Below are 21,548 nucleotides of genomic sequence, written 5' to 3' on the forward strand. Positions count from 1 at the left end.
GGTACCCGGGGCGGCCCACGCTTTCTACGCTGGGCGTCGTGACACTGCTCGCGACCGAGTCGCTGACCAAGACGTACGGAGGCCGGGTCACCGCGTTGGCCGACCTCACGGTGTCGGTCGAGCCGGGGATCATCGGACTGGTGGGCGCGAACGGCGCCGGCAAGTCCACCCTCATCAAGATCCTCCTGGGCCTGCTCGCCCCGACCAGCGGTCGGGTCTCCGTGCTCGGCCTCGACCCCACCACCGACCCCGCGGCCGTCCGTGCCCGGGTCGGCTACATGCCCGAGCACGACGCCCTCCCGCCCGACCTCTCCGCCGCCGAACTGGTCACCCACCTCGGCCGGATCAGCGGGCTGCCCCGCACGGTGGCCCGGGAGCGGGCCTCCGAGGCGCTGCGCCACGTCGGGCTGCACGAGGAGCGGCACCGGGCCGTCGGTGGCTACTCCACCGGCATGAAGCAGCGGGTGAAGCTCGCCCAGGCGCTGGTGCACGACCCGGACCTGCTGCTGCTCGACGAGCCGACCAACGGCCTCGACCCGGCCGGCCGGGACGCCATGCTCGCCCTGATCCACCGGATCGGCACCGAGTTCGGCATCTCGGTGGTGGTCTGCTCGCACCTGCTCGGGGAGGTGGAGCGGATCTGTGACACCCTGGTCGCCATCGACGGCGGCCGGCTGCTGCGCGCCGACCGCATCTCCGCCATGACCACCGCCACCGACGTGCTCGCCGTCGAGGTGAGCGAGGGCACGGACGAACTGGCCGCCCGGCTCGCGGCGCTCGACCTGCCGGTGACCCGGGAGGGGCGGCTGCTGCTCGTCCCGCTCGCCGACGACGCCACCTACGACCTGATCATCGGCGCGGTCGCCGAGCTGGACCTGCCGCTGCACCGGCTCGACCAGCGGCGGCACCGGGTGGCCGAACTCTTCGCCACGAGGGAGCCCAGCCATGTCTGAGCCGACCGGCGTCATCCACGACATCGGCTACCAGCGCTACACCGGCCCGCGGCTCGGCCGCCGGCACGTGTTCGGCGCGCTCTACCTGCACGGCCTGCGGACCGCGTTCGGGCTGGGCCGCTCCGCCAAGGCGAAGATCTTTCCCTGGCTGGTGATGGGCATCGTGCTGATCGTCGCCGCCGGGCTGACCGCCGTACGCACCCAGACCGGCCAGGTCGTCATGACGTACGCCCAGTTCGCCGACGCGATGAGCTGGCTGGTCATCTTCTTCGTCGCGGTGGTCGGGCCGGAGCTGGTCTCCCGCGACCTGCACAGCGGCGTGCTGCCGCTCTACTTCTCCCGCCCGCTGCCGCGCGGCGACTACGCGCTGGCCAAGCTCGGGTCGCTGGTCACCGCGCTCTGGCTGCTGCTCGGGGCGCCCCAGCTGGTGATGTTCCTGGGCGCCGCGTTCACCACCAAGGACGGGCTGGGCGGGGTCTGGGACGAGCTGCTCGACCTGCTGCCCGGCCTCCTCTACGCGGCGCTCTGGGCGGTGGTCTTCGCCTCGGTCGGGCTGCTCATCGCCTCGCTCACCGGCAAGCGGGCGTTCGCGGCCGGCGGAATCGTGGCCGTGTTCCTGATGACCGCCCCGATCGTCGGCATCCTGTCGATCATGCCGTCCCGCACGGTCAACGAGCTCGCGATGCTCGGCTCGCCCACCGCCCTGATCCACGCCGTCGGCGAGTACACCCTCGGCGACCTGCTCGTTCCCAACGGGCAGAGCGAGGATTATCAGATCGGCGGCTTCGGGCCGGTCTACGTGGCCGTCGCCGCGCTGCTGGTGGCCGGCTGCGTCACCCTGCTGCTGCTGCGATACCGGAAGGTGGCCGCCCGATGACCACGATCAGCGCGGAGCCGGCGGCCCCGGCCACCCCGGCCTCCACCCTCGACCTGGCCGGCGTGTCCCGCTGGTACGGCAACGTGGTGGCGGTCAACGACGTCACCATGCGGCTCGGCCCCGGGGTGACCGGCCTGCTCGGCCCGAACGGCGCCGGCAAGACCACCCTGCTGCACATGATGGCCGGCTTCCTCTCCCCGTCCCGGGGCGCGGTCACCCTCGACGGCGCGCCGACCTGGCGCAATCCCGAGGTCTACCGGCGGCTCGGCCTTGTCAGCGAGCGGGAGGCGGTGCACACCTTCCTCAGCGCGTACGAGTTCGTGCTGGCCAGCGCCAAGCTGCACCGGCTGCCCGACCCGGAGGCGGCGGCCCGCCGGGCCATCGCGCTGGTCGAGATGGAATCCGCGCAGGACCGGAAGATCGGCACCTACTCCAAGGGCATGCGGCAGCGCACCCGGGTGGCCGCCGCCCTCGTGCACGACCCGCGGGTGCTGCTGCTCGACGAGCCGTTCAACGGCATGGACCCGCGGCAGCGGCTGCACATGATGGCCCTGCTGCACCGCCTCGGCGACGCGGGCCGGACCATCCTGTTCAGCTCGCACATCCTGGAGGAGGTCGAGCAGGTCTCCGGCACCGTCCAGGTGATGGTCGCCGGCCGGCTGGCCGCCTCCGGCGACTACCGCACCATCCGCCGGTTGATGACCAACCGGCCGCACGTCTTCCTGGTCCGCTCCACCGACGACCGGGCTCTCGCGGTCGCGTTGATGGCCGAGGAGTCGGTGACCGGGGTGGAACTGGGCCGGGACGGGCTGACCGTGCGGGCCGGCGACTACGGGGCCTTCACCCGGGCGCTGCCGAAGATCGCGCTGGCCCGGAGCCTCCGGGTCCGGTCGCTGACGCCCGAGGACGAATCGCTGGAGAGCGTCTTCTCCTACCTGGTGGGGAGCTGACCGGTGAGTGCGAGGAGTGAACGAGCGCAGCGAGTGAGCCCCGCAGTCACGAACGAAAGAGGCTGAGATGTCGACCGTTTCCTGGATCACCGCGCGCGGCCTGTTCGGCCGGCGCCGGTTCCTGCTGCTCCTCCCGCTGCCCGGGCTGCTGCTGGCGCTGGCGATCCTCTCCCGCTCGCTCGGCGTCGACCCGGGCGAGTGGGGGCCCGCGGTGCTGGTCGGGCTCGGCCTGGCCGTGGTGCTGCCGGTCGTCGCGCTGATCGTCGGCACCGGCGTGCTCGGCGCGGAGATCGACGACGGCACGGTGGTGCACATCCTCACCAAGCCGCTGCCGCGCTGGCAGATCGTCCTGCCGAAGCTGGCCGTGGCCGCCGGCGTCACAGCGGTCACCGTCGCCGTGCCGCTCTACGTCGCGGGCGTGCTCGCCCATTCGGTACGCCTCGGCCTGGCGCTCGCCGTCGCCGCGTCGATCGGGGCGCTGGCGTACTGCGCGTTCTTCGTCGCGCTCAGCCTGCTCACCCGGCGGCCGGTGCTGCTCGGCCTCGTCTACGTGCTGATCTGGGAGGGGCTGCTCGGCAACTTCGTGAGCGGCACGAAGGTGCTCTCCATCCAGCAGTACGTGATCGCCCTCGCCGACCGGATCGCGCCGACCGAGCTGCTCGCCACGGACGTGTCGGTGCCGGTCGCCGCGGTGATGAGCGCGCTGATCGCGGTGGGCTTCACCGTCCTCGCGATCGACCGCCTCCGCTCGTTCAGCGTGGCCGGCGAGACCAGCTGACCCGCGGCACCGGGCCCCGCCCGACGCGACCGGCCAGGTCGGTCGGGCGGGGCCCCGTGCGGCAACTCAGAAGGCGCAGGCCACGACGAGTTCGGTGGTGCGGTCGGGCAGCAGGTCGAGCTTGGCGATCCGGCCCGCCGCCCGGACGTCGTCGGCCACCAGCGTGAGCCGGTCGAGCAGGGCGGCCGGCCCGAGCGCCTCGGCCAGCGGCACCTCCGCCTTCATCGACAGCTTCCGCTCCGACTTGGCCCGGCGCACCTGGCCCAGCGCGTCGGCGGCCAGCCGCAGCAGCTCCGGGTCACCCGGCCCCTGCACCGCCCGGCCCACCTCGTACGTGGTCGGCCAGGTCGCCCGGTGCACCGAGCCGTACCGCCACCACGACCAGACCTCCTCGGTGACGAAGGGCAGCACCGGGGCGAAGAGCCGCAACTGCACCGAGAGCGCGGTGGCCAGCGCCGCCCGGGCCGAGTCGGCCCCCGGCCCGGTGCCGTAGGCGCGCTCCTTCACCAACTCGATGTAGTCGTCGCAGAACCGCCAGAAGAACGCCTCCGTGGCGATCAGCGCGGCCGTGTGGTCGTAGTCGTCGAAGGCGGTGGTCGCGGTGGTGACCACGCCGGACAGCTCGGTCAGCATGGCGGTGTCCAGCGGCGCGTTCGCCGGTGCCCGCAGCGCGTCCGCGACGCCCAGCCCGAGGGCGAACTTCGACGCGTTGAGCAGCTTCGTGGCGAGCCGGCGACCCACCTTGATCTGCGCCGGGTCGAAGGCCAGGTCCATGCCGGGCTTGCCGCTGGCGGCCCAGTAGCGGACGGCGTCCGAGCCGTGCTGCTCCACCAGGGCCATCGGGGTGACCACGTTCCCCTTGGACTTGGACATCTTCTTCCGGTCGGGGTCGAGGATCCAGCCGGAGAGCACCGCGTCGCGCCAGGGCAGCACGCCCTGCTCCAGGTGCGCCCGGACCACCGAGTCGAACAGCCAGGTGCGGATGATCTCCTGCCCCTGCGGGCGCAGGTCCATCGGGAAGACCCGCCGGAACAGGTCCTCGTCGGTCTCCCAGCCACCGACGATCTGCGGGGTCAGCGAGGAGGTGGCCCAGGTGTCCAGCACGTCCGGGTCGCCGACGAAGCCGCCCGGCATCCCGCGCTGCCCCTCCTGGTAGCCCGACGGCGGCTCGCTGGACGGGTCGACCGGGAGCATCGACTCGTCCGGCGTGAGAGGCTGGGACCAGTCCGGCTCGCCAGCGTCGTCGAGCCGGTACCACACCGGCACCGGCACGCCGAAGAAGCGCTGCCGACTGACCAGCCAGTCACCGGTCAGGCCGCTCACCCAGTTTTCGTAACGGTGCCGCATGTGCTCCGGCACCCACCGCAGCTCCCGCCCCCGGGCCAGCAGTTCCTCGCGCAGGCCGGGATCCCGGCCGCCGTTGCGCAGGTACCACTGCCGGGTGGACACGATCTCCAGCGGCCGGTCGCCGCGCTCGTAGAACTTGACCGGGTGGGTGATCGGGCGCGGCTCGCCCATCAGGTCACCGGCGTCGCCCAGCAGCTCGACAATCGTCCGCCGGGCGCCGTTCACGGTCTGCCCCGCCAGGGCCGCGTAGGGCTCGGCGGGCACCCCGGCCGGCGGCTCCGGCAGCAGCCGGCCGTCCCGGCCGATCACCACCCGGCTGTCCAGCCGCAGCTCCCGCCACCAGGTCACGTCGGTCAGGTCGCCGAACGTGCAGACCATCGCGATGCCGGTGCCCTTGGCCGGGTCCGCCAGCGGATGCGCCCGCACCGGCACGTCGACCCCGAAGACCGGGCTGCGCACCGACTTGCCCACCAGGTCCGCGTAGCGCTCGTCGTCCGGGTGGCACACCAGCGCCACGCAGGCCGGCAGCAACTCCGGCCGGGTGGTGTCGATCAGCACCTCGCGCCCGCCCGGGCCGTGGAAGCGCAGCCGGTGGTAGGCGCCCGGCCGCTCCCGGTCCTCCAACTCGGCCTGGGCCACCGCCGTGGCGAACCCGACGTCCCAGAGCGTCGGCGCCTCGGCCTGGTACGCCTCGCCCCGCGCCAGGTTGCGCAGGAACGCCCGCTGGCTGGTCGCCCGGGCCACCCGCCCGATCGTGGTGTAGGTCAGCGACCAGTCCACCGACAGCCCGAGCCGCCGCCACAGCGCCTCGAAGACCTTCTCGTCCTCCGCGGTCAGCACCTCGCACAGCTCGATGAAGTTGCGCCGGGAGATCGTCGCCGGGTCCTTCCGGGCCGCCTCGCTCACCGGCGCGGCCGGCGGCTGCCAGTCCGGGTCGTAGGGCAGGGCCGGGTCGGGGCGCACCCCGTAGACGTTCTGCACCCGCCGCTCGGTGGGCAGGCCGTTGTCGTCCCAGCCCATCGGGTAGAAGACCGTCCGGCCGCGCATCCGCTGGAACCGGGCCACCGTGTCGGTGTGGGTGTAGGAGAAGACGTGCCCCATGTGCAGCTCGCCCGATACGGTCGGCGGCGGCGTGTCGATCGCGTACACGTCCTGCCGCTCCTTGCCGCGGTCGAACGCGTACGTCCCGTCCTCCTGCCAGCGGCGCGCCCAGGTCTCCTCGATGCCGTCCAGGGTCGGACGCTCGGGGACGCCGGCGCGGGCCGTCCTCGCCGTATCGGTCATCAGCCGATCGTAGGCAGCCGATCCGTGCCGCTCCACGCCTTTCGCCTCGTGGCGGTATCCGGCGTCACCGGCAGCCGTAGAGATCTTGGAAGGAATCGGCCCCTCCAGGGGCACTATCTCTCCAAGATCTCGGAGGTCGTTCCGGTGGGCGGCGCGGGAGGCTCAGAGGAGGGAGTCGCGCCACTGGCGGTGCAGGGCGGCGTACCGGCCGCCGGCGGCCGCCAGCTCGGCCGGGGGCCCGTCCTCCACGATCCGGCCGCCGTCGAGGACCAGCACCCGGTCGGCGATCTCCACGGTGGAGAGGCGGTGCGCGATCACCAGCGCGGTGCGATCCCGCAGGACGCTGTGCAGCGCCCGCTGCACCAGGCGCTCGGTCGGCACGTCCAGCGACGAGGTGGCCTCGTCGAGGATCAGCACCCGGGGGTCGGCCAGGAACGCCCGGGCGAACGCGACGAGCTGCCGCTGCCCGGCGGAGAGCCGGCCGCCGCGCCGGTGCACGTCGGTCGCGTACCCGTCGGTGAGCGCGGCGATGAAGTCGTGCGCGCCGATGGCCCGGGCGGCGGCCTCCACGGCGGCGTCGTCGGCGTCCGGCCGGCCGAACCGGATGTTCTCCGCGACCGAGCCGCTGAACAGGTGGTTCTCCTGGGTGACCAGCACCACCGCCCGGCGCAGCTCGGCGTCGGCCAGGTCGCGCAGGTCCACCCCGTCCAGGCTGACCGTGCCGGCATCCGGGTCGTGGAACCGGGCCAGCAGCTTGGCGATGGTGGACTTGCCGGCGCCGGTCGGCCCGATCAGCGCGACGGTCTGCCCGGCCGGCACGGTCAGCTCCAGCCCGGACAGGATCGGCGCCTCCGGCCGGTAGCCGAAGTGGACGGAGCGGAACACCACGGCCCCGCGTCCCGGGCCGGCGGGCAGCGGCACGGGCCGCGCCGGCTCGGCCACCGCCGGCCGCTCGTCGAGCACCCCGGCCAGCTTCTCCAGCGCGGCGGTGGCCGACTGCAACGCGTTGTAGAACTGGCTCAGCTCTTCCATGGGCTCGAAGAACCGGCGCAGGTAGAGCAGGAACGCGGCGAGCACCCCGACCTCGGTGCGCCCACCCAGCACCCGCCAGCCGCCGTAGCCGAGCACCGCCGCGGCGGTCAGGTTGCCGATCAGCCGGATGCCCGGCGAGTAGACCGCGATGAGCCGGAACGCGCGCAGGCTGGCCTGCCGGTAATCGTCGTTCACCGCCGCGAAGATGCGCTGGTTGCGGGACTCCCGCCGGTACGCCTGCACCGCCCGGATCCCGCGCAGCGACTCGACGAAGTGCACGATGACCAGCGCCACGGCCTCCCGGGTCCGCCGGTACGCCCCGGCGGAGGCGCGGGCGAACCAGCGGGACAGCGCGAACAGGAACGGGAAGGCGAGCAGGGTGACGGCGGCCAGCGGCAGGTCGAGCCAGAGCAGGATGCCCGCCACCGACAGCACCGACAGGGCGGCCATCACCAGCTTGTCGATCCCGCCGTCGACCAGCTCGGCGATCGAGTCCAGGTCACTGGTCAGCCGGGACACCATCCGGCCCGAGGTGTAGCGCTCGTGGAAGCCGACGTCGAGGTGGAGGAAGTGGCCGTACACCCGCCCGCGGAGGTCGAGCAGGACGGCCTGGCCGATCCGGGCGGCGAGGGCGAGGAAGGCGCGCCGCGTGGCGTACTCGGTGCCGGTGGCGACGACGAACGCGGCGGCGACGGCGACCAGCGGGCCTGGGTCGCCGGCCCGCAGCGGCCCGATGCCCCGGTCGATGCCGAGCATCACCAGGTACGGGCCGGCCATCGCGGCGGCGTTCTGGGCCAGCAGCAGGGACACCGCCAGGCCGAGCCGCGTGCGGTGCGGGCGGAGCAGCTCGCGGAGCAGGGCCCGGCTGCGGGCCCGGAGCCGCGCCACCGCCTCGGGCGACGAGTCCTCGGCCCGGCTGCGGTCGGCGTCTGGGTCGACGGCCCGCCCGCGCCACCGGGCCAGGTCGGGGTCCCCGCGCTGCCGGGCCGGTTCGGGGCCATCGCGCTCACGGGACGGGTCAGGGTCGGGGCCATCGCGCTCGCGGGACGGGTCGGGGTCGGGGTCCCCGCGCTGCCGGGACGGGTCGGCACCGGGGTCGCCGCGCTGCCGGGACGGGTCGAGGTCGGGGTCGCCGCGCTGCCGGGGCACCCGGGGGGCGGCCCCGCTCACGACCGCACCAGGCCGACGCCGTCCGCCCACCGCTCCGGCTCGGCGGAGAGCACCGCCCGGTAGGCCGGCACCTTGGCCAGCAGCTCGGAGTGGGTGCCGACGGCGACGATCCGGCCGCCGTCGAGCAGCGCCACCCGGTCGGCGAGCGCCACGGTGGACGGCCGGTGCACCACGAGCAGCGCGGTGGTGTCCCGCAGGACCCGGCGCAGGGCCGCCTCGACCAGCGCCTCGGTGTGCACGTCGAGCGCGGAGAGCGGGTCGTCGAGCACGAGCAGCGCGGGCCGGCCGAGCACCGCGCGGGCCAGCGCGAGCCGCTGCCGCTGCCCGCCGGACAGGGAGAGCCCCTGCTCGCCCACCCGGGTTGCCAGCCCCCACGGCAGGTCGTGCGCGAACTCGGCCTGGGCCAGCGCGAGCGCGGCCCGGACCTCCTCCTCGCCGGCGTCCGGCCGGCCCAGCGTCAGGTTCTCCCAGACCGACATGGAGAACAGGGTCGGTTCCTCGAAGGCCACCCCGACCAGCCGGCGCAGCGAGCCGAGCCGCAGGTCGCGCAGGTCGTGCCCGTCCAGGGTGATCCGGCCGGCGGTCACCTCGTGCAGCCGGGGGACCAGGGACAGCAGGGTGCTCTTGCCGCAGCCGGTCGCCCCCACCAGGGCCAGCGTCTCGCCCGGCTCGACGGTCAGCTCCACCTCGCGCAGCACCGGCGCCGGGCTGCCGGGGTAGCGGAAGCTCACCCGCTCGAAGCGGAGCCGGCCGCGCACCTCGGCCCGGTCCAGCGCGCGGGCGTGCGGGGCGTCCACGATGGTGGGCGGGGTGTCCAGCACCTCCTGGATCCGGTCGGCGGCCGTCGCCGCCTCCTGCCCGTTCGCGATGATCCAGCCGAGCGACTGCACCGGCCAGATCAGCATGAGCTGGAGGCTGACGAAGGCGACCAGCTCGCCGATGGTGAGCCCGCCCCCGGCCACGGCGGCGGCGCCGGCCACCAGCACCACCCCGAGGGTCAGGTTGGGCACCAGGTCGAACAGCGCGGAGGTGCGGGCCAGCAGCCGGGCCTTGCCGATCCCGGTGTCGTGCAGCCGGCGGGCGCCGGTGGCGAAGCGGGCGGCCAGTTCCGGCCCCCGCCCGTACGCCCGCGTGGTGCGCAGCCCCTGCGCCGTCTCCTCGACCAGCGTGGCGACGTCGCCCTGCTGGTCCTGCATGCGGCGGGACGCCGCGTGGTAGTGCCGGGCGAACCGCCGGCTGATCAGGAACAGCGGGACCGCGCTGGCGGCCACGAGCAGGCCGAGCCAGGGGTGCAGCCGGATCAGCAGCACCACCACGGCGGCGTAGGTGATCAGGTTGAGCACCAGGAAGAGCAGGCCGAAGGAGAGGAACCGGCGGATCACCGAGAGGTCGCTGGTGATCCGGGAGAGCAGTTGGCCGGACTGCCACCGGTCGTGGAAGCCGGCCGGCAGGCGTTGCAGGTGGGCGTAGATGTCGGCCCGGATGGCCGCCTCCATGCCGACCGAGGAGGAGGACTGGGTCCACCGCCGGGTGAAGATCAGCACGGCCTCGGCTAGGCCGAGCAGCAGGGCCAGGGCGCCGAGCCGGAGCAGCCCGGCCACGTCGTGCCGGGCCACCGGCCCGTCCACCACCCGCTGCACCACGAGGGGCACGGCCAGGCTCGCCGCCGTGGCGGCCAGCGCGGCGAGCAGCAGCCAGGCGAACTCCGCCGCGTGCGGGCGCAGGTAGGCACGCAGTCGCCAGAGGTTGTGCAGCGGGTGGGGACGGGCGTCGTGACACGCCGCGGGGTTGCCGTCGCTCTGCGCAGGCACTACCCGACGGTAGCGGCACCGGGCGACAGTTCGGCTGTCAGCTAGCCGTCACCCGTCCCTCATGCCCGAGAAGCCACTTCTTCACGTCCAGCCCCCAGCGGTAGCCGCCGAGCGTGCCGTCGGTGCGCAGCACCCGGTGGCAGGGCACGAAGAGCGCCGCGGCGTTGCGGGCGCAGGCGGCCGCGGCGGCGCGGACCGCGGCCGGCCGCCCGGCCAGCGCGGCGAAACCGGTGTACGTCACCGGGTCGCCCGGCTTGACGTCGCGCAGCACCTCCCAGGCGTGCCCCAGGAAGGCGCCGCCGGTCCGCTGCTCGACCGGGACCGTGTCGATGGCGACCAGGTCCCCGGCCAGGTAGGCGTGCACGGCGGCGGTCACCGGCCCGAGGTCGGCCCGCTCGCGCAGCGCGCCGCGCAGCCCGGGATGGACCAGGGGCACGAGGGACGCCGGGTCGGTGGTGAAGCCGGCGGCGCGTACCGCCCCGTCGGGTCCGGCCAGCACGCTGAGCGGGCCGGCGGGGGTGTCGATGACGGTGCTGTCCAGTGTGGTCATGCCGCTCTCCAGAGTCGGATCACCGCGTACGACCGCCAGGGGCGCCAGCGGTCCGCGTACGCGTTCAGGGTCTTCGGGTCGTCGGGCAGGCCGAGGGCGGCGGCGCCCCGGCGTACGCCCAGGTCGGTGGGGAGGAGGACGTCGGGGTCGCCGAGCGCGCGCATGGCCACGTAGCCCGCGGTCCACGGCCCGACCCCGGGCAGCGCGGCCAGCCGCCGCACCGCCTCCTCGCGGTCCCCGCCCGGAGCCAGGTCCAGCGAGCCGTCGGCCACGGCCCGGGCCACCGCCCGGATCGTCTCCCGCCGGGCCCCCGGCATCCGGAACGCGTCGTCCGCCGCGCCGAGCACCTCCTCGGCACTGGGGAACGCGCGCAACGCCCGCGGGCAGTCGGGCGCGGCCGTCCCGTCGGCCTCGGCGGAGGGTGCGGTGGTGGTGGCCGCCAGGAGGTGGGTGAGGGTGGTCCTGGCCGAGCGGAGGGAGATCTGCTGGGTGGTGATGGCGCGGACGGCCATCTCGAAGCCGTCCACGGCGTGCGGGAGGCGGACGCCGGGTTCGGCCTCCACCGCGGGGGCCAGGGCGGGGTCCGCCGCCAGGATGGCGTCGACCGCGACCGGGTCGGCGTCCAGGTCGAGCAGGCGGCGGCAGCGGGCCACCGCCGGGGCCAGGTCGCGCATGTCGGCCAGGCGCAGGGTGGCGGCCACGTGCCCGTCGGCCGGGGTCAGCGACACCGTGCCGGGCCCGTGCGGCAACCGCAACCCCCGGTGGTACGCCCCGTCGCGCACCTCCTCGACGCCGGGCAGCGCGCGCAGCGCCAGGAAGTCCAGCAGCGCCCCCGTGTGCAACGGCGGCCGGTACGCCAGCCGCAGCGTGATGGTGCCCGCCCCGCCGACCGCCCGCCGCCCGCCCCGGCTGACCCGCAGCTCGGACGGGGTGGCCCCGTACACCTCGCGGACGGTGTCGTTGAACTGCCGGACGCTGCCGAACCCGGCGGCGAACGCCACCTCGGCCAGGCCGAGCCCGGTGGTCTCGATGAGGATGCGCGCGGTCTGCGCGCGCTGCGCGCGGGCGAGCGCCAGCGGCCCCGCGCCCAGTTCGGCCCGGAGCATCCGGTGCAGGTGCCGCTCGGTGTAGCCCAGCCGCGCCGCCAGCCCCGGCACGCCGTCCCGGTCCACCACACCGTCGGCGATCAGCCGCATCGCCCGCCCGACCACGTCGGCCCGGACGTCCCACTGCGGCGAGCCCGGGGCGGCGTCGGGGCGGCAGCGGCGGCAGGCGCGCAGCCCGGCGCCCTGCGCGGCGGCGGCCGACGGGAAGAACCGGACGTTCTGCCGCTTCGGCGTCGTCGCCGGGCAGGACGGCCGGCAGTAGATCCCGGTCGACGTCACGCCGGTGTAGAACCAGCCGTCGAACCGCTGGTCGCGGCTGTCGACGGCCCGGTAGCACCGCTCGAAGTCGAGTTCCATGACACCGATCCTGCCTCGCAGGTCGGGCCCTCGGCTGGCGGGATTCGGACGCGGCCGTGCGCGACCGCTCACCCCCGCCCGCCGGGTGGCCGGGCGGGCGGGGGTGAGCGGGTCAGTCGCGCGGGGTCGGGGAGGGGGTGGGCAAGGGCTCGGGCTCGCCCGGGCCGCCGCTGGGAGAGGGGACCGGGGTGGGTTCGCCCGGCCGGGTCGGGCTGGGCAGGGGGCCGCCGGGCCGGCCCGGTGACGAGGCGCTGGGGGAGGGGGCCGTCGGGTCACCGGGCGGGCTCGGCACGGCCGTCGGCGGGCCGCTCGGCGACGGGACCGCCGTGGGTTCGGCGGGGGACGGGGACACGGCCACGGGGGTCGGCGGTGCCGACGGCGGGGCCGCCGGGCGGGGCGCGTCCCCGCCGCCGGCCGCCATCGCGATCGGCGCGCCGATCAGCGCGGCGGCCACCACGCCCGCCGCGCCGAGCGTCAGCGTGGTGCGCCGGCGGTTCCGGAACCGGCGTTCCGCCGGGGTCAACTGGTCCTGCACTCGGGGTGCCTCCTCGGCCAGGTCGGAGAGGGTGGCGCGGATGAGGTCCTCGAAGGGCGTGGTCACCGCCGTACCTCCAGGATTTCGACGTCCGGCAGCAGTTGGCGCAGCCGGGTCACCGCACGATGGGTCCGGCTGCGTACCGTGCCGACCGTGCAGCCCAGCGCCTCGGCGACCTGGGTCTCGGTGAGGTCCTCGTAGTAGCGCAGGACCAGCACCGTGCGCTGGGCCGGCGGCAGCAGCCGCAGCGCCGCCCGCATCGCCAGGCGTACGTCCGTGCCGCCGCTCGGGTCCGGCTGGACCGTCTCGTCGGCCCCGGTGAGCGCCGTCTCCCGGCGTCGCCCCAGCCGCCGCCACCAGCTCACCTGCTCCCGGTACATGACCGTGCGCAGGTAGCCCTCCGGGTCGGCGTGCCGCAGCGCCCGCCATCTCGGGATGGTCCTGGCCAGCGCCGACTGGAACAGGTCCTCGGCCGCGTGCCGGTCGCCGGTGAGCAGGTAGGCCACCCGCATCAGCGCCGGCGTGCGGCTGGTCACGAACTCGGCCAGCCGGGCCCGGTCGTCCTCGTCCACCCACCCTCCCGCTCGTCGTCGTCACAGATACAGACGCCCCAGCTCAGGCCAGCTATCCCTGGCGTGGCAACGGATTTCGCCGGGGAAAGTGTCGGTAGTGGCCGGTACGGTCCCGCCACCAACTCAAGAAAAGGTGCGGGGCATGGCGAGCGTGGCCGGGCGGGGTGTCCGCTGATGCGGTCGGGGCGGACACGGCTGGACGGTGCGGTGGTGCAGGGCTTCTACGACCGGATGCGTGTGGTGGCGCCGGCCGCCTACGGGGCGATCGAACGGGACCGGGCCGACGACCCGGGGCGCGCCTTTCCCGACACCGCCTGCGGCCGGCTGGTCGGCTCGCTCGACGCGGCCGGGCTGCGCGCGCTCGGCATGTGGGCACACCACTGGTGCATGCGCTTCTACGACGACGACACCCGGGTCGGCCTGCGGCTGGTCCGGGAGCTCGCCGGCCGGGCCGGGCTGGGCTGGACGGTCGACGAGGTCCGCTGGCTGCTCGACCAGTCCTACGCGGCCGCGCCGTCCGCCGCGCACCGGTTCACGTTGCCGCTCGCCGCGGCGGCGGAACTGCCGCCCGGCGCGCTGCCCGAGGGTGTGGCCGCCGAGGCCCCGGCCGACGCCTGGCGCCGGCTACGCGCCGGCTGACTACGCGCCGGCCGACCGACCAGCCGGCCGCGCGCGGGCTGGCCGACGAGCCGACCGCGCGTCGGCTGCCCGACCAGCCGGCCGCGTGCGGGTTGGCCGATCAGTCGGCGGCGCGCCGGCTGGCCGCCCCGCTCGCCGCGCGCGGTCCGGTCCGGGAGCTGGCCGAGCACCATGGCGGCGACCGCCACCGCGAAGCCGGCGAGCTGGGTCGGGCTGAGCGCCTGCCCCAGCACCAGCCAGCCGAGGGTCGCGGCGGTCAGCGGGCTGAGCGCGCCGAGCACCGACACCCGGGTCACCGGCAGGCGGGCCGCACCCCGGAACCACAGCGCGTACGCCAGCGCGGTGCCGACCAGCCCGAGCCAGGCGTACCCGAGCAGGGCCGGACCGTCCGGCGCGGGCGGCGCGCCCTCGACGGCGGCGGCGACCGGCACGATCAGCAGGCCACCGGCGACGAGCTGCCAGCTGGTCGCGGCCAGGGTGCCCACCCCGGGCGGCCGGCCCCAGCGGCGGGTGAGCACCAGGCCGGCGGCCATCGCCGCGGTGCCGGCCAGGCCGGCGGCGACGCCGAGCGGGTCGAGGCCGGCGCCGGGCCGCAGCACCACGAGGGCGACCCCGGCCGGGGCGGCGAGGGCGGCGAGCAGCGCCGGCCGGCCGGGCCGGTCGCGGAGCAGGGCGACGGTGAGCGCGGCGACCAGCAGCGGCTGGGCGGCCCCGAGCACGGCCGCCGTGCCGCCGGGCAGCCGGTACGCGGCGACGAAGAGCAGCGGGAAGAACGCCCCGATGTTGAGCGCGCCGAGCACTGCGGCCCGCCCCCACCAGACGCCGTGCGGCCGCCGGCGGGTCAGCGCGAGCAGCAGCAGGCCGGCCGGCAGGGCGCGGATCGCGCCGGACCAGAGCGGCCGGTCGGCGGGCAGCAGCTCGGCGGTGACGAGGTAGGTGGTGCCCCAGGTGGTCGGGGCGACGGCGGTGAGCGCGGCGTCGGTCCAACGGCGGGTCATGACGGCCTTCTTCCCTCGGCGCTAAGTAGCTTAGAGCTAAGCTAGTCAGTCCCGAGTGAAAACGGAAGTGCGAGGTGCGGCACAATCGACAGCCGTGGCAACGGACGACGTGGACCTGATCGTCGAACAGTGGCGCCGGGAGCGGGCCGGCATGCGGCCCGAGCCGATGGCCGTCTTCGGCCGCATCTACCGGCTGGCCCGGCTGGTCGGCGACCGCCAGGAGAAGGTGTACGCCGGCTGGGGCATCGGCCGGGGCGAGTTCGACGTGCTCGCCGCGCTGCGCCGGTCCGGCCCGCCGTACACCCTCGCGCCGAAGGCGCTCGCGGCCTCGCTGATGCTCACCTCCGGCGGGATGACCGGCCGGCTCGACCGGCTGGAGCGGGCCGGCCTGGTCCGGCGCTCGCCCGACCCGGCCGACCGGCGGGCGCTGCGGGTCAGCCTCACCGACGCCGGTCGCCGGGTGGTCGAGGAGTCGGCCGAGGCCGGGCTGGAGGTGCAGCGGCGGATCCTCGACGCGCTGCCCCCGGCCGACCGGGACCGGCTGGCCGACCTGCTGCGCGACCTGCTCGCCGCGGCCGAGGCGGAGCCGCCGGATCGGGCAGGATGATCTCGATCGTCAACCGACCGGAAGGACGGCCATGCCCGCCACCGAACCCACAATCGTCGCCACCAGCATGGGCTTCTTCAGCCGGCACCGCGGCCCCTGGGACGCCCGGCCCAGCCAGCTCTTCGACCTGATGGCCGATCTGGCGCAGGCCGGCGACGCGCCCCGGGTCTGCTACCTCAACCAGGCGGTCGGCGACCAGCCCACCTCGTTCACCGTGTTCTACGGCGCCTTCGCCGGCACCCGGTTCCGCCCGTCCCACCTGGCGCTCTACCCGATGCCCAACGTCGAGGACATCCGCGCCCACCTGCTCGCGCAGGACATCATCTGGGTCGGCGGCGGCAGCGTGGCCAACCTCTGCGCGGTGTGGCGGGTGCACGGCCTGCCGGACATCCTGCGCGAGTGCTGGGAGGCCGGCGTGGTGCTCGGCGGGGTCTCCGCCGGGTCGATCTGCTGGCACGTCGGCGGCGCCACCGACAGCTACGGCCCGACCCTGCGGCCGTTCACCGAGGGGCTGGGCTGGCTCCCGTACGGCAACGGCGTGCACTACGACAGCGAGGACCAGCGCCGGCCGCTCATGCACCGGCTGGTCGGCGACGGCACGCTGCCGACCAGCCACTGCACCGACGACGGCGTCGGGTTGATCTACCGGGGCACCCGGCTCGCCGAAGCGGTCGCTGACCGGGAGGGCGTGGCCGCGTACGAGCTGGCCCGCGCCGAGGACGGCAGCGTGCGCGAGACCCGGATCGAGCCGCGCCTGCTGGCCGCCTGACCGCGGGGCGCACCGGCAGGCGGTGACGGCCGTCCCAATTCCGGCCCGGGCGGACCTGCCTGCCCGGTGCCGGCGGCGAACCGCGTAAGCTGGCTCGTCGTGAGTCTCACCATCGGCATCGTCGGCCTGCCCAACGTGGGCAAGAGCACCCTGTTCAACGCGCTGACCAAGAACGACGTGCTCGCCGCGAACTACCCGTTCGCCACCATCGAGCCGAACGTCGGCGTGGTCGGGCTCCCCGACGAGCGGCTGGCCAAGCTGGCCGAGATCTTCTCCTCGCAGAAGGTGCTGCCGGCGCCGGTCTCGTTCGTCGACATCGCCGGCCTGGTCCGGGGCGCCTCCAAGGGGCAGGGTCGGGGCAACGCGTTCCTGGCCAACATCCGCGACGCCTCGGCGATCTGCCAGGTGGTGCGGGCCTTCTCCGACCCGAACGTGGTGCACGTCGACGGCAAGGTCTCCCCGGCCGACGACATCGAGACGATCAACACCGAGCTGATCCTGGCCGACATCCAGACGCTGGAGAAGGCGCTGCCCCGGCTCGAGAAGGAGGCCAAGCTCCGCAAGGACCGGGCCGCCGCGGTCGAGGCCGCCAAGAAGGCCGTCGAGGTCCTGGACGGCGGCACCACCCTGTACGCGGGCGCCGCCGCCGCCAAGATCGAGCTGGAGCACCTGCGCGAGCTGCACCTGCTCACCACGAAGCCGTTCCTCTACGTGTTCAACGTCGACGAGGCCGAGCTGGGCAACGCCGAGTTCCTCGACGAGCTGCGCGGCCTGGTCGCGCCCGCCGAGGCGGTCTTCATGGACGCCAAGATCGAGTCCGAGCTGGTGGACCTGCCCGAGGACGAGGCCCGCGAGCTGCTGGAGTCGATCGGGCAGTCCGAGCCGGGGCTGGACCAGCTCGTCCGGGTCGGCTTCCGCACGCTCGGGCTCCAGACGTACCTGACGGCCGGCCCCAAGGAGGCGCGGGCCTGGACCGTCCCGGTCGGCGCGACCGCGCCGGAGGCCGCCGGGGTCATCCACAGCGACTTCCAGCGCGGCTTCATCAAGGCCGAGGTGGTCTCCTACGCCGACCTGGTCGATGCCGGATCGATGGCGGCGGCGAAGGCCGCCGGCAAGGTCCGGATCGAGGGCAAGGAGTACGTCATGCAGGACGGCGACGTGGTGGAGTTCCGCTTCAACGTCTGAATCCCGCCCCCAGGAAGCGTTCGAGGGTGTGGTTCTCCCACTCGGTGGGGTGGGCGCGCAGGTCGGTGAGCATCCGGTTGGTGGACCCGCTGCGCGAGGACTCTCAGGGCCAGTGCGACGTGAAGATCCAGTCGAGGCCGTCCTCCCCGTGGCTGTCGAGGTGTTCGGCGCGATGGAGGCCCGCTCGCACAGCGACCCGCTGGGAGCCCGTGTTCTCGGGCCGGACCCGGGCGATGACGGGATGGCGGGGGCCATGGGCGGTGGCCCAACCGACGACGGCGGTGGCCGCTTCGGTGGCTATCCCATCGCCCCAGGCGGACGGGTCGAGGCGATAGAACAGGTTGAGGACCTCGCGACGCCTCAACGTCATGACCTTGATGCCGCAGAAGCCGAGGCGTCTTCCATCGGCGTGGACGACCCTGTACCCGAAGCCCCAGCGCTGCCAGTGCTCTTCCCACCGCCGGTAGCGGTCCTCCGCCTCGGCGCGGGTGCTCAGCATGTCGGTCGGGTTGTGGGCACAGGCTCGCGGGTCACTGTGGATGGCGTGGATCAGGTCGATGTCGGCGGGAGTGGGGCGGCGCAGTGACAGCCGTGCGGTCACCAACTCCTCGTTGCCGGAACCTCGACTGTCCACGACGGAACTGTACGAGCCGTCGCCGGGAGCGCGGAGTGCCGGTGCCCGAGGTTAGCCTGCTCGCGTGGCTGAATTCACTGCCGCCGATCTGCGCGGCTCCCGGTTCGAGCGCGTCGACCTCAGCGGCGCCCAGCTCCACACCGTCGACCTGTCCGGCGCCCGGTTCCGTGGGGTCGACCTGAGCGGGGTCACCATGCGCGGCGTCGACCTGGTCGGCGTGGACATCCACGGCGAGATTGAGAACCTGACGATCAACGGCGTCGACGTCGGGCCGCTGGTGGAGGCGGAGCTGGACCGGCGCTACCCGGACCGGCCCAGGATGCGCCCGACCGACCCCGCCGGCTTCCGCGAGGCGTGGGACATTCTCGAGCGGCTCTGGGGTGAGACCGTCGAACGGGCCGGTCGGCTGCGACCCGAGCTGCTGCATGAGTCGGTCGACGGTGAGTGGTCGTTCATCGAGACGCTGCGGCACCTCGTCTTCGCCACCGACTCATGGGTGGGGCGGGCCATCCTCGGCGACCCGTCACCGTGGGACCCTCTGGACCTCCCCTGGGACGAGATGCCGGACCTTCCCGGCGTGCCGCGGGACCGGGCCGCCCGACCCTCCCTCGGGGCGGTTCTGGCGCTGCGCCGCGACCGGATGTCCACGGTGCGCCAGGTCATCGAGGGCCTGACCGACGAGTCGCTGGACGGCCACACCGCCCCGGTGGAGGGCCCCGGCTGGCCGGAGCCGCGCAGCTACCCGGTGCGGAAGTGCCTGCTGATCGTCCTCAACGAGGAGTGGGAGCACCGGCTGTACGCCCGACGCGACCTGGCCACGCTGGAGGCCCGCGGGGCGTAGGGGGCGGGCTGACGAGGGTCAGGCCGGGGTCAGGAGGCAGAACTCGTTGCCCTCCGGGTCGGCGAGGACCTTCCACGGGACATCCTGGTCCAGGTCGACGGCGGTGGCGCCGAGCGTGCGCAGTCTGGCCGCCTCGGCCTCCAGGTCGTCGCCCGGATAGGGGCGGACGTCGAGGTGGACGCGGTTCCACCCGATCTTCGGGTCGGGTGTGCGGAGGAACCGCAGATAGGGGCCGATGCCCTTGGCGGAGCGCAGCACCGCGTCGTGGTCGGTCACCTCGTGCAGGGTCCAGTCCATGGCCTCGCCCCAGAAGCGGGCCATGGCCCGCGGATCCGCGCAGTCGACCACGACCGTGGCGATCGGTCCGGTGTCCCGGTAAAGCGGTCGGGGGTCCAGCACGCAGAACTCGTTGCCCTCCGGGTCGGCCATGACCGTCCATGGGACGTCGCCCTGGCCCACGTCGGCGGGTGTCGCGCCGAGATCCTTCAGGCGCGTGACCACCTCCGCCTGGTGGGCCGCCGAGGTGGTGGCGAGGTCGACGTGGACGCGGTTCTTCACCGTCTTGGGTTCCGGGGAGGCGATGAGGTCGAGGCAGACGGCGACGGGGTCGGGGTAGACGAAGCCCTCGGGTTCGAGGTTGGTCACCCCCGGTCCCTCGCTGGAGACCTCCCAGCCGAGCGCCGCCGCCCAGAAAGCGCCCAGCGCGGAGTCGTCCCGAGCCTTCATGTTGATCTGAACAAGCCGCGTTGCCATTCAGGTGATGTTAGGGCCCGTCGAGTCGGCGGTGGTGCCCGGACCGACCTGGAGCGTGATCCAGTAGCGCCGCGCGCGGCCCAGTTCGGTGTCCCGGATGTCCTCGAGGACGCCACCCTGGCGCTCGATCGTCCGGGCCGAGGCGACGTTCCCGTCCGCGCACGTGACCAGCACCCGGTCCAGGCCGAGGCCGCGTGCCTCCTCCAGCATCCGGCCGAGCGCCCAGGTGGCCAGGCCCCGCCGCCGCGCCGACGGCCTGATGCCGTAGCCGATGTGGCCGCCGACCCGCAGCAGGAAGTCGTCGAGTTCGTGCCGCAACGCGATCCCGCCGAGCACGCGGTCGCCCTCGACGATCCACCGGTACGTGCACCGCACCCCGCCCGGATCCGGCGCCCGGTGCGCCTCCTCGGCCATCCGCGCCACCCAGGCGGCGAAGCCGGCGGGGGAGACCACCTCGTCGGCGGGGCGCAGCCCGAAGCCGTCCTCGTGGCGGCCGGGACCCCACTCCTGGTGGGCCGCCAGCCAGGCGGCGTGCAGCCGGACGGTGGGCGCGATCAGTTCGGGCATCCGGCGACGATAGCTCCGATCGGGCCGGCGCCCGACCCCGCCCGAAGGCCGGCGCCCGGGCCGTCCCTCGACTCCGGAGAGACGGCTCGCTCAACCCTCGGTCGGGACGAGGATTCGTTCGTGCAGGGCGTCCCGGCAGCGCAGCAGGCGCACGGTGATCTCGTCGAACAGCGCGGGGTCGGTCCGGCCGCCGCGCCACACGGCCCGCAGCGCGGCCTGGCCCACGGCCAGTTGGGTGGCCGCCCCCTCGACGAGGTTGGCGTACTCCTCGCGGAACGCCGGCCCGGCGGACAACGCCGCCGCGCGGGCCGCGACCAGCGGCGCCCCGGCTCGCGCGAAGATCTCGTCGGCGTCCGCGTCACCCGCGCCGATCCGGGACAGCACGTGCTCCAGCTCGGTCGCCGCCACGGTCATCCGACCGACCGCCACCAACGTCTCCTCGGCCAGCTTCACCACGCCGCGACCCTACCGCCGCCCGGACGCCGAACGTCACCCCGCGCGCAGGGCGTCGTCCACTCCGGTCTCCCGGCGGCCCAGGTGGACGGGATCGCGACCGGACAGCACGTCCACCGCGGCCTTCACGCAGGCGCCGTACTCCCGGGTGGCGCTGACCCGCCACCGGTCCGCGTACCGGCGGGCGGTGTCGTCGCCCACGCCGTTGGCCGCCACACCGAGGTGCCGGCAGAGCGCCACGGCGCGGGGCAGGTGGAAGGACTGGGTGACCACGGTGGCCCGCTCCACGCCGAAGACGCGCCGGGCCCGCGCGCAGGAGTCGTAGGTGTCGAAGCCGGCGTGGTCCAGCACCACCTTCTCCGCCGGCACGCCCCGGTCGACCAGCCAGCGCCGCATCGCGTCGGGCTCGGCGTAGTCGTAGTTCATGTGGTCGCCGGAGACCAGGATGACCCGGACCTTGCCGGCGGCGTAGAGCCGCTGCGCGATCTCCAGCCGGCCGGCGAGGAACGGCGACGGGGTGCCGTCGGCCTCCACCTTGGTGCCCAGGACCAGGGCGACCGGGGCTTCCGGCACGTCGGCCTCGGCGAACAGGTGCCCCTCGGCGCCGCCGCGGACCCACACCACACAGGCCGCGGTGCCGGCGGCCAGCAGCGCCGCGCCGGCGACGACCACCACCAGGGCACGGCGGATCCGGCGTACGGTCGGTCTGCGGCTGGTGCGCCACTCCCTGACCCTTGCGAACAGCCCTCGCATGCGGGCGATTCTGTCAGGCGGCGGCGA

Annotated in this window: 21 protein-coding genes and 1 pseudogene; 9 read left to right on the forward strand and 13 right to left on the reverse strand. The window is 74.5% G+C overall.

Going from position 1 to position 21,548, the window contains the following annotated elements:
* Positions 1-38: 38 nt before the first annotated feature.
* From NLX85_RS13045 to NLX85_RS13060, 4 genes are all read left to right on the forward strand, one after another.
* Positions 39-953: an ABC transporter ATP-binding protein gene (locus tag NLX85_RS13045; protein WP_254334822.1), complete on the forward strand. Its 915-nt coding sequence runs from the start codon at positions 39-41 to the stop codon at positions 951-953.
* Entirely contained in the window at positions 946-1,830 is an 885-nt protein-coding gene (locus tag NLX85_RS13050) for an ABC transporter permease (RefSeq protein ID WP_254334824.1), read from the forward strand. Before NLX85_RS13045 ends, NLX85_RS13050 begins: the two co-directional genes overlap by 8 nt.
* Positions 1,827-2,780, forward strand: a complete 954-nt coding sequence (locus NLX85_RS13055) for an ABC transporter ATP-binding protein (RefSeq protein WP_254334825.1) — start codon at positions 1,827-1,829, stop codon at positions 2,778-2,780. Before NLX85_RS13050 ends, NLX85_RS13055 begins: the two co-directional genes overlap by 4 nt.
* A 67-nt stretch (positions 2,781-2,847) precedes the next feature.
* Positions 2,848-3,558 (forward strand): ABC transporter permease subunit, encoded by a 711-nt coding sequence (locus NLX85_RS13060; RefSeq protein WP_254334826.1) that lies wholly within the window; start codon positions 2,848-2,850, stop codon positions 3,556-3,558.
* 66 nt (positions 3,559-3,624) lie between these two features.
* On the opposite strand, the gene valS is transcribed toward NLX85_RS13060, so the two are convergent.
* The 7 genes from valS to NLX85_RS13095 form a co-directional block, all read right to left on the reverse strand.
* Positions 3,625-6,189 carry a valine--tRNA ligase gene (gene valS, locus NLX85_RS13065; protein WP_254334827.1) on the reverse strand — a complete coding sequence of 855 codons (2,565 nt, stop codon included), beginning with the start codon at positions 6,187-6,189 and terminating at the stop codon, positions 3,625-3,627.
* A 162-nt stretch (positions 6,190-6,351) separates the two neighbouring features.
* Entirely contained in the window at positions 6,352-8,184 is a 1,833-nt protein-coding gene (locus tag NLX85_RS13070; protein WP_254335550.1) for an ABC transporter ATP-binding protein, read from the reverse strand.
* A 203-nt stretch (positions 8,185-8,387) separates the two neighbouring features.
* Positions 8,388-10,202 carry an ABC transporter ATP-binding protein gene (locus NLX85_RS13075; protein ID WP_254334828.1) on the reverse strand — a complete coding sequence of 605 codons (1,815 nt, stop codon included), beginning with the start codon at positions 10,200-10,202 and terminating at the stop codon, positions 8,388-8,390.
* 37 nt (positions 10,203-10,239) lie between these two features.
* The gene (locus NLX85_RS13080) at positions 10,240-10,752 is read right to left on the reverse strand and encodes a methylated-DNA--[protein]-cysteine S-methyltransferase (RefSeq protein ID WP_254334829.1); all 513 of its coding nucleotides are present in this window, start codon (positions 10,750-10,752) and stop codon (positions 10,240-10,242) included.
* Entirely contained in the window at positions 10,749-12,215 is a 1,467-nt protein-coding gene (locus NLX85_RS13085; protein WP_254334836.1) for an AlkA N-terminal domain-containing protein, read from the reverse strand. Before NLX85_RS13085 ends, NLX85_RS13080 begins: the two co-directional genes overlap by 4 nt.
* A 112-nt stretch (positions 12,216-12,327) precedes the next feature.
* Positions 12,328-12,816, reverse strand: coding sequence for a hypothetical protein (locus NLX85_RS13090; RefSeq protein WP_254334838.1), 489 nt, complete (start codon positions 12,814-12,816; stop codon positions 12,328-12,330).
* Complete coding sequence (locus NLX85_RS13095) at positions 12,813-13,322, reverse strand: SigE family RNA polymerase sigma factor (RefSeq protein WP_254334844.1); 510 nt, start codon at positions 13,320-13,322, stop codon at positions 12,813-12,815. The genes NLX85_RS13090 and NLX85_RS13095 overlap by 4 nt, the downstream gene beginning before the upstream one ends.
* A gap of 174 nt (positions 13,323-13,496) precedes the next feature.
* On the opposite strand from NLX85_RS13095, the gene NLX85_RS13100 reads away from it, so the two are divergent.
* A complete protein-coding gene (locus NLX85_RS13100; protein WP_254334845.1) occupies positions 13,497-13,961 on the forward strand; it encodes a hypothetical protein in 465 nt (154 codons plus the stop codon).
* Between the two features lie 224 nt (positions 13,962-14,185).
* On the opposite strand, the pseudogene NLX85_RS13105 reads toward NLX85_RS13100, so the two are convergent.
* Positions 14,186-14,959, reverse strand: a pseudogene (locus NLX85_RS13105) (EamA family transporter); the annotation flags it as partial.
* A 94-nt stretch (positions 14,960-15,053) separates the two neighbouring features.
* On the opposite strand from NLX85_RS13105, the gene NLX85_RS13110 reads away from it, so the two are divergent.
* From NLX85_RS13110 to ychF, 3 genes are all read left to right on the forward strand, one after another.
* Positions 15,054-15,566, forward strand: coding sequence for a MarR family winged helix-turn-helix transcriptional regulator (locus tag NLX85_RS13110; RefSeq protein ID WP_254334846.1), 513 nt, complete (start codon positions 15,054-15,056; stop codon positions 15,564-15,566).
* A gap of 31 nt (positions 15,567-15,597) precedes the next feature.
* Positions 15,598-16,335, forward strand: a complete 738-nt coding sequence (locus NLX85_RS13115; protein WP_254334848.1) for a peptidase E — start codon at positions 15,598-15,600, stop codon at positions 16,333-16,335.
* Between the two features lie 99 nt (positions 16,336-16,434).
* Positions 16,435-17,520 carry a redox-regulated ATPase YchF gene (gene ychF / locus NLX85_RS13120; RefSeq protein ID WP_254334855.1) on the forward strand — a complete coding sequence of 362 codons (1,086 nt, stop codon included), beginning with the start codon at positions 16,435-16,437 and terminating at the stop codon, positions 17,518-17,520.
* 103 nt (positions 17,521-17,623) lie between these two features.
* On the opposite strand, the gene NLX85_RS13125 is transcribed toward ychF, so the two are convergent.
* Entirely contained in the window at positions 17,624-18,121 is a 498-nt protein-coding gene (locus NLX85_RS13125; RefSeq protein ID WP_254334857.1) for a GNAT family N-acetyltransferase, read from the reverse strand.
* A 97-nt stretch (positions 18,122-18,218) separates the two neighbouring features.
* Between NLX85_RS13125 and NLX85_RS13130 the strand changes: the two genes are divergently transcribed.
* Entirely contained in the window at positions 18,219-18,995 is a 777-nt protein-coding gene (locus tag NLX85_RS13130; protein WP_254334859.1) for a DinB family protein, read from the forward strand.
* 18 nt (positions 18,996-19,013) lie between these two features.
* On the opposite strand, the gene NLX85_RS13135 is transcribed toward NLX85_RS13130, so the two are convergent.
* The 4 genes from NLX85_RS13135 to NLX85_RS13150 form a co-directional block, all read right to left on the reverse strand.
* Positions 19,014-19,748, reverse strand: coding sequence for a VOC family protein (locus NLX85_RS13135; protein WP_254334861.1), 735 nt, complete (start codon positions 19,746-19,748; stop codon positions 19,014-19,016).
* Positions 19,749-20,315, reverse strand: a complete 567-nt coding sequence (locus tag NLX85_RS13140) for a GNAT family N-acetyltransferase (protein ID WP_254334863.1) — start codon at positions 20,313-20,315, stop codon at positions 19,749-19,751.
* A 90-nt stretch (positions 20,316-20,405) separates the two neighbouring features.
* Entirely contained in the window at positions 20,406-20,771 is a 366-nt protein-coding gene (locus NLX85_RS13145) for a hypothetical protein (RefSeq protein ID WP_254334865.1), read from the reverse strand.
* A 33-nt stretch (positions 20,772-20,804) separates the two neighbouring features.
* Positions 20,805-21,521, reverse strand: a complete 717-nt coding sequence (locus NLX85_RS13150; protein ID WP_254334867.1) for a vancomycin high temperature exclusion protein — start codon at positions 21,519-21,521, stop codon at positions 20,805-20,807.
* Between the last annotated feature and the right edge of the window lie 27 nt (positions 21,522-21,548).

It is taken from the genome of Micromonospora sp. A3M-1-15, from assembly GCF_024213425.1.
GTDB lineage: Bacteria > Actinomycetota > Actinomycetes > Mycobacteriales > Micromonosporaceae > Micromonospora > Micromonospora chersina.

Bases quoted from the DNA above. Each gene is read 5' to 3' on its own strand.
- NLX85_RS13115 (WP_254334848.1), top strand. From the start codon at position 15,598: ATGCCCGCCACCGAACCCACAATCGTCGCCACCAGCATGGGCTTCTTC.
- NLX85_RS13100 (WP_254334845.1), top strand. From the start codon at position 13,497: ATGCGGTCGGGGCGGACACGGCTGGACGGTGCGGTGGTGCAGGGCTTC.
- NLX85_RS13080 (WP_254334829.1), bottom strand. From the start codon at position 10,752: ATGACCACACTGGACAGCACCGTCATCGACACCCCCGCCGGCCCGCTC.
- NLX85_RS13085 (WP_254334836.1), bottom strand. From the start codon at position 12,215: ATGGAACTCGACTTCGAGCGGTGCTACCGGGCCGTCGACAGCCGCGAC.
- NLX85_RS13135 (WP_254334861.1), bottom strand. From the start codon at position 19,748: ATGGCAACGCGGCTTGTTCAGATCAACATGAAGGCTCGGGACGACTCC.
- NLX85_RS13060 (WP_254334826.1), top strand. From the start codon at position 2,848: ATGTCGACCGTTTCCTGGATCACCGCGCGCGGCCTGTTCGGCCGGCGC.
- NLX85_RS13055 (WP_254334825.1), top strand. From the start codon at position 1,827: ATGACCACGATCAGCGCGGAGCCGGCGGCCCCGGCCACCCCGGCCTCC.
- NLX85_RS13050 (WP_254334824.1), top strand. From the start codon at position 946: ATGTCTGAGCCGACCGGCGTCATCCACGACATCGGCTACCAGCGCTAC.
- NLX85_RS13150 (WP_254334867.1), bottom strand. From the start codon at position 21,521: ATGCGAGGGCTGTTCGCAAGGGTCAGGGAGTGGCGCACCAGCCGCAGA.
- NLX85_RS13140 (WP_254334863.1), bottom strand. From the start codon at position 20,315: ATGCCCGAACTGATCGCGCCCACCGTCCGGCTGCACGCCGCCTGGCTG.
- valS (WP_254334827.1), bottom strand. From the start codon at position 6,189: ATGACCGATACGGCGAGGACGGCCCGCGCCGGCGTCCCCGAGCGTCCG.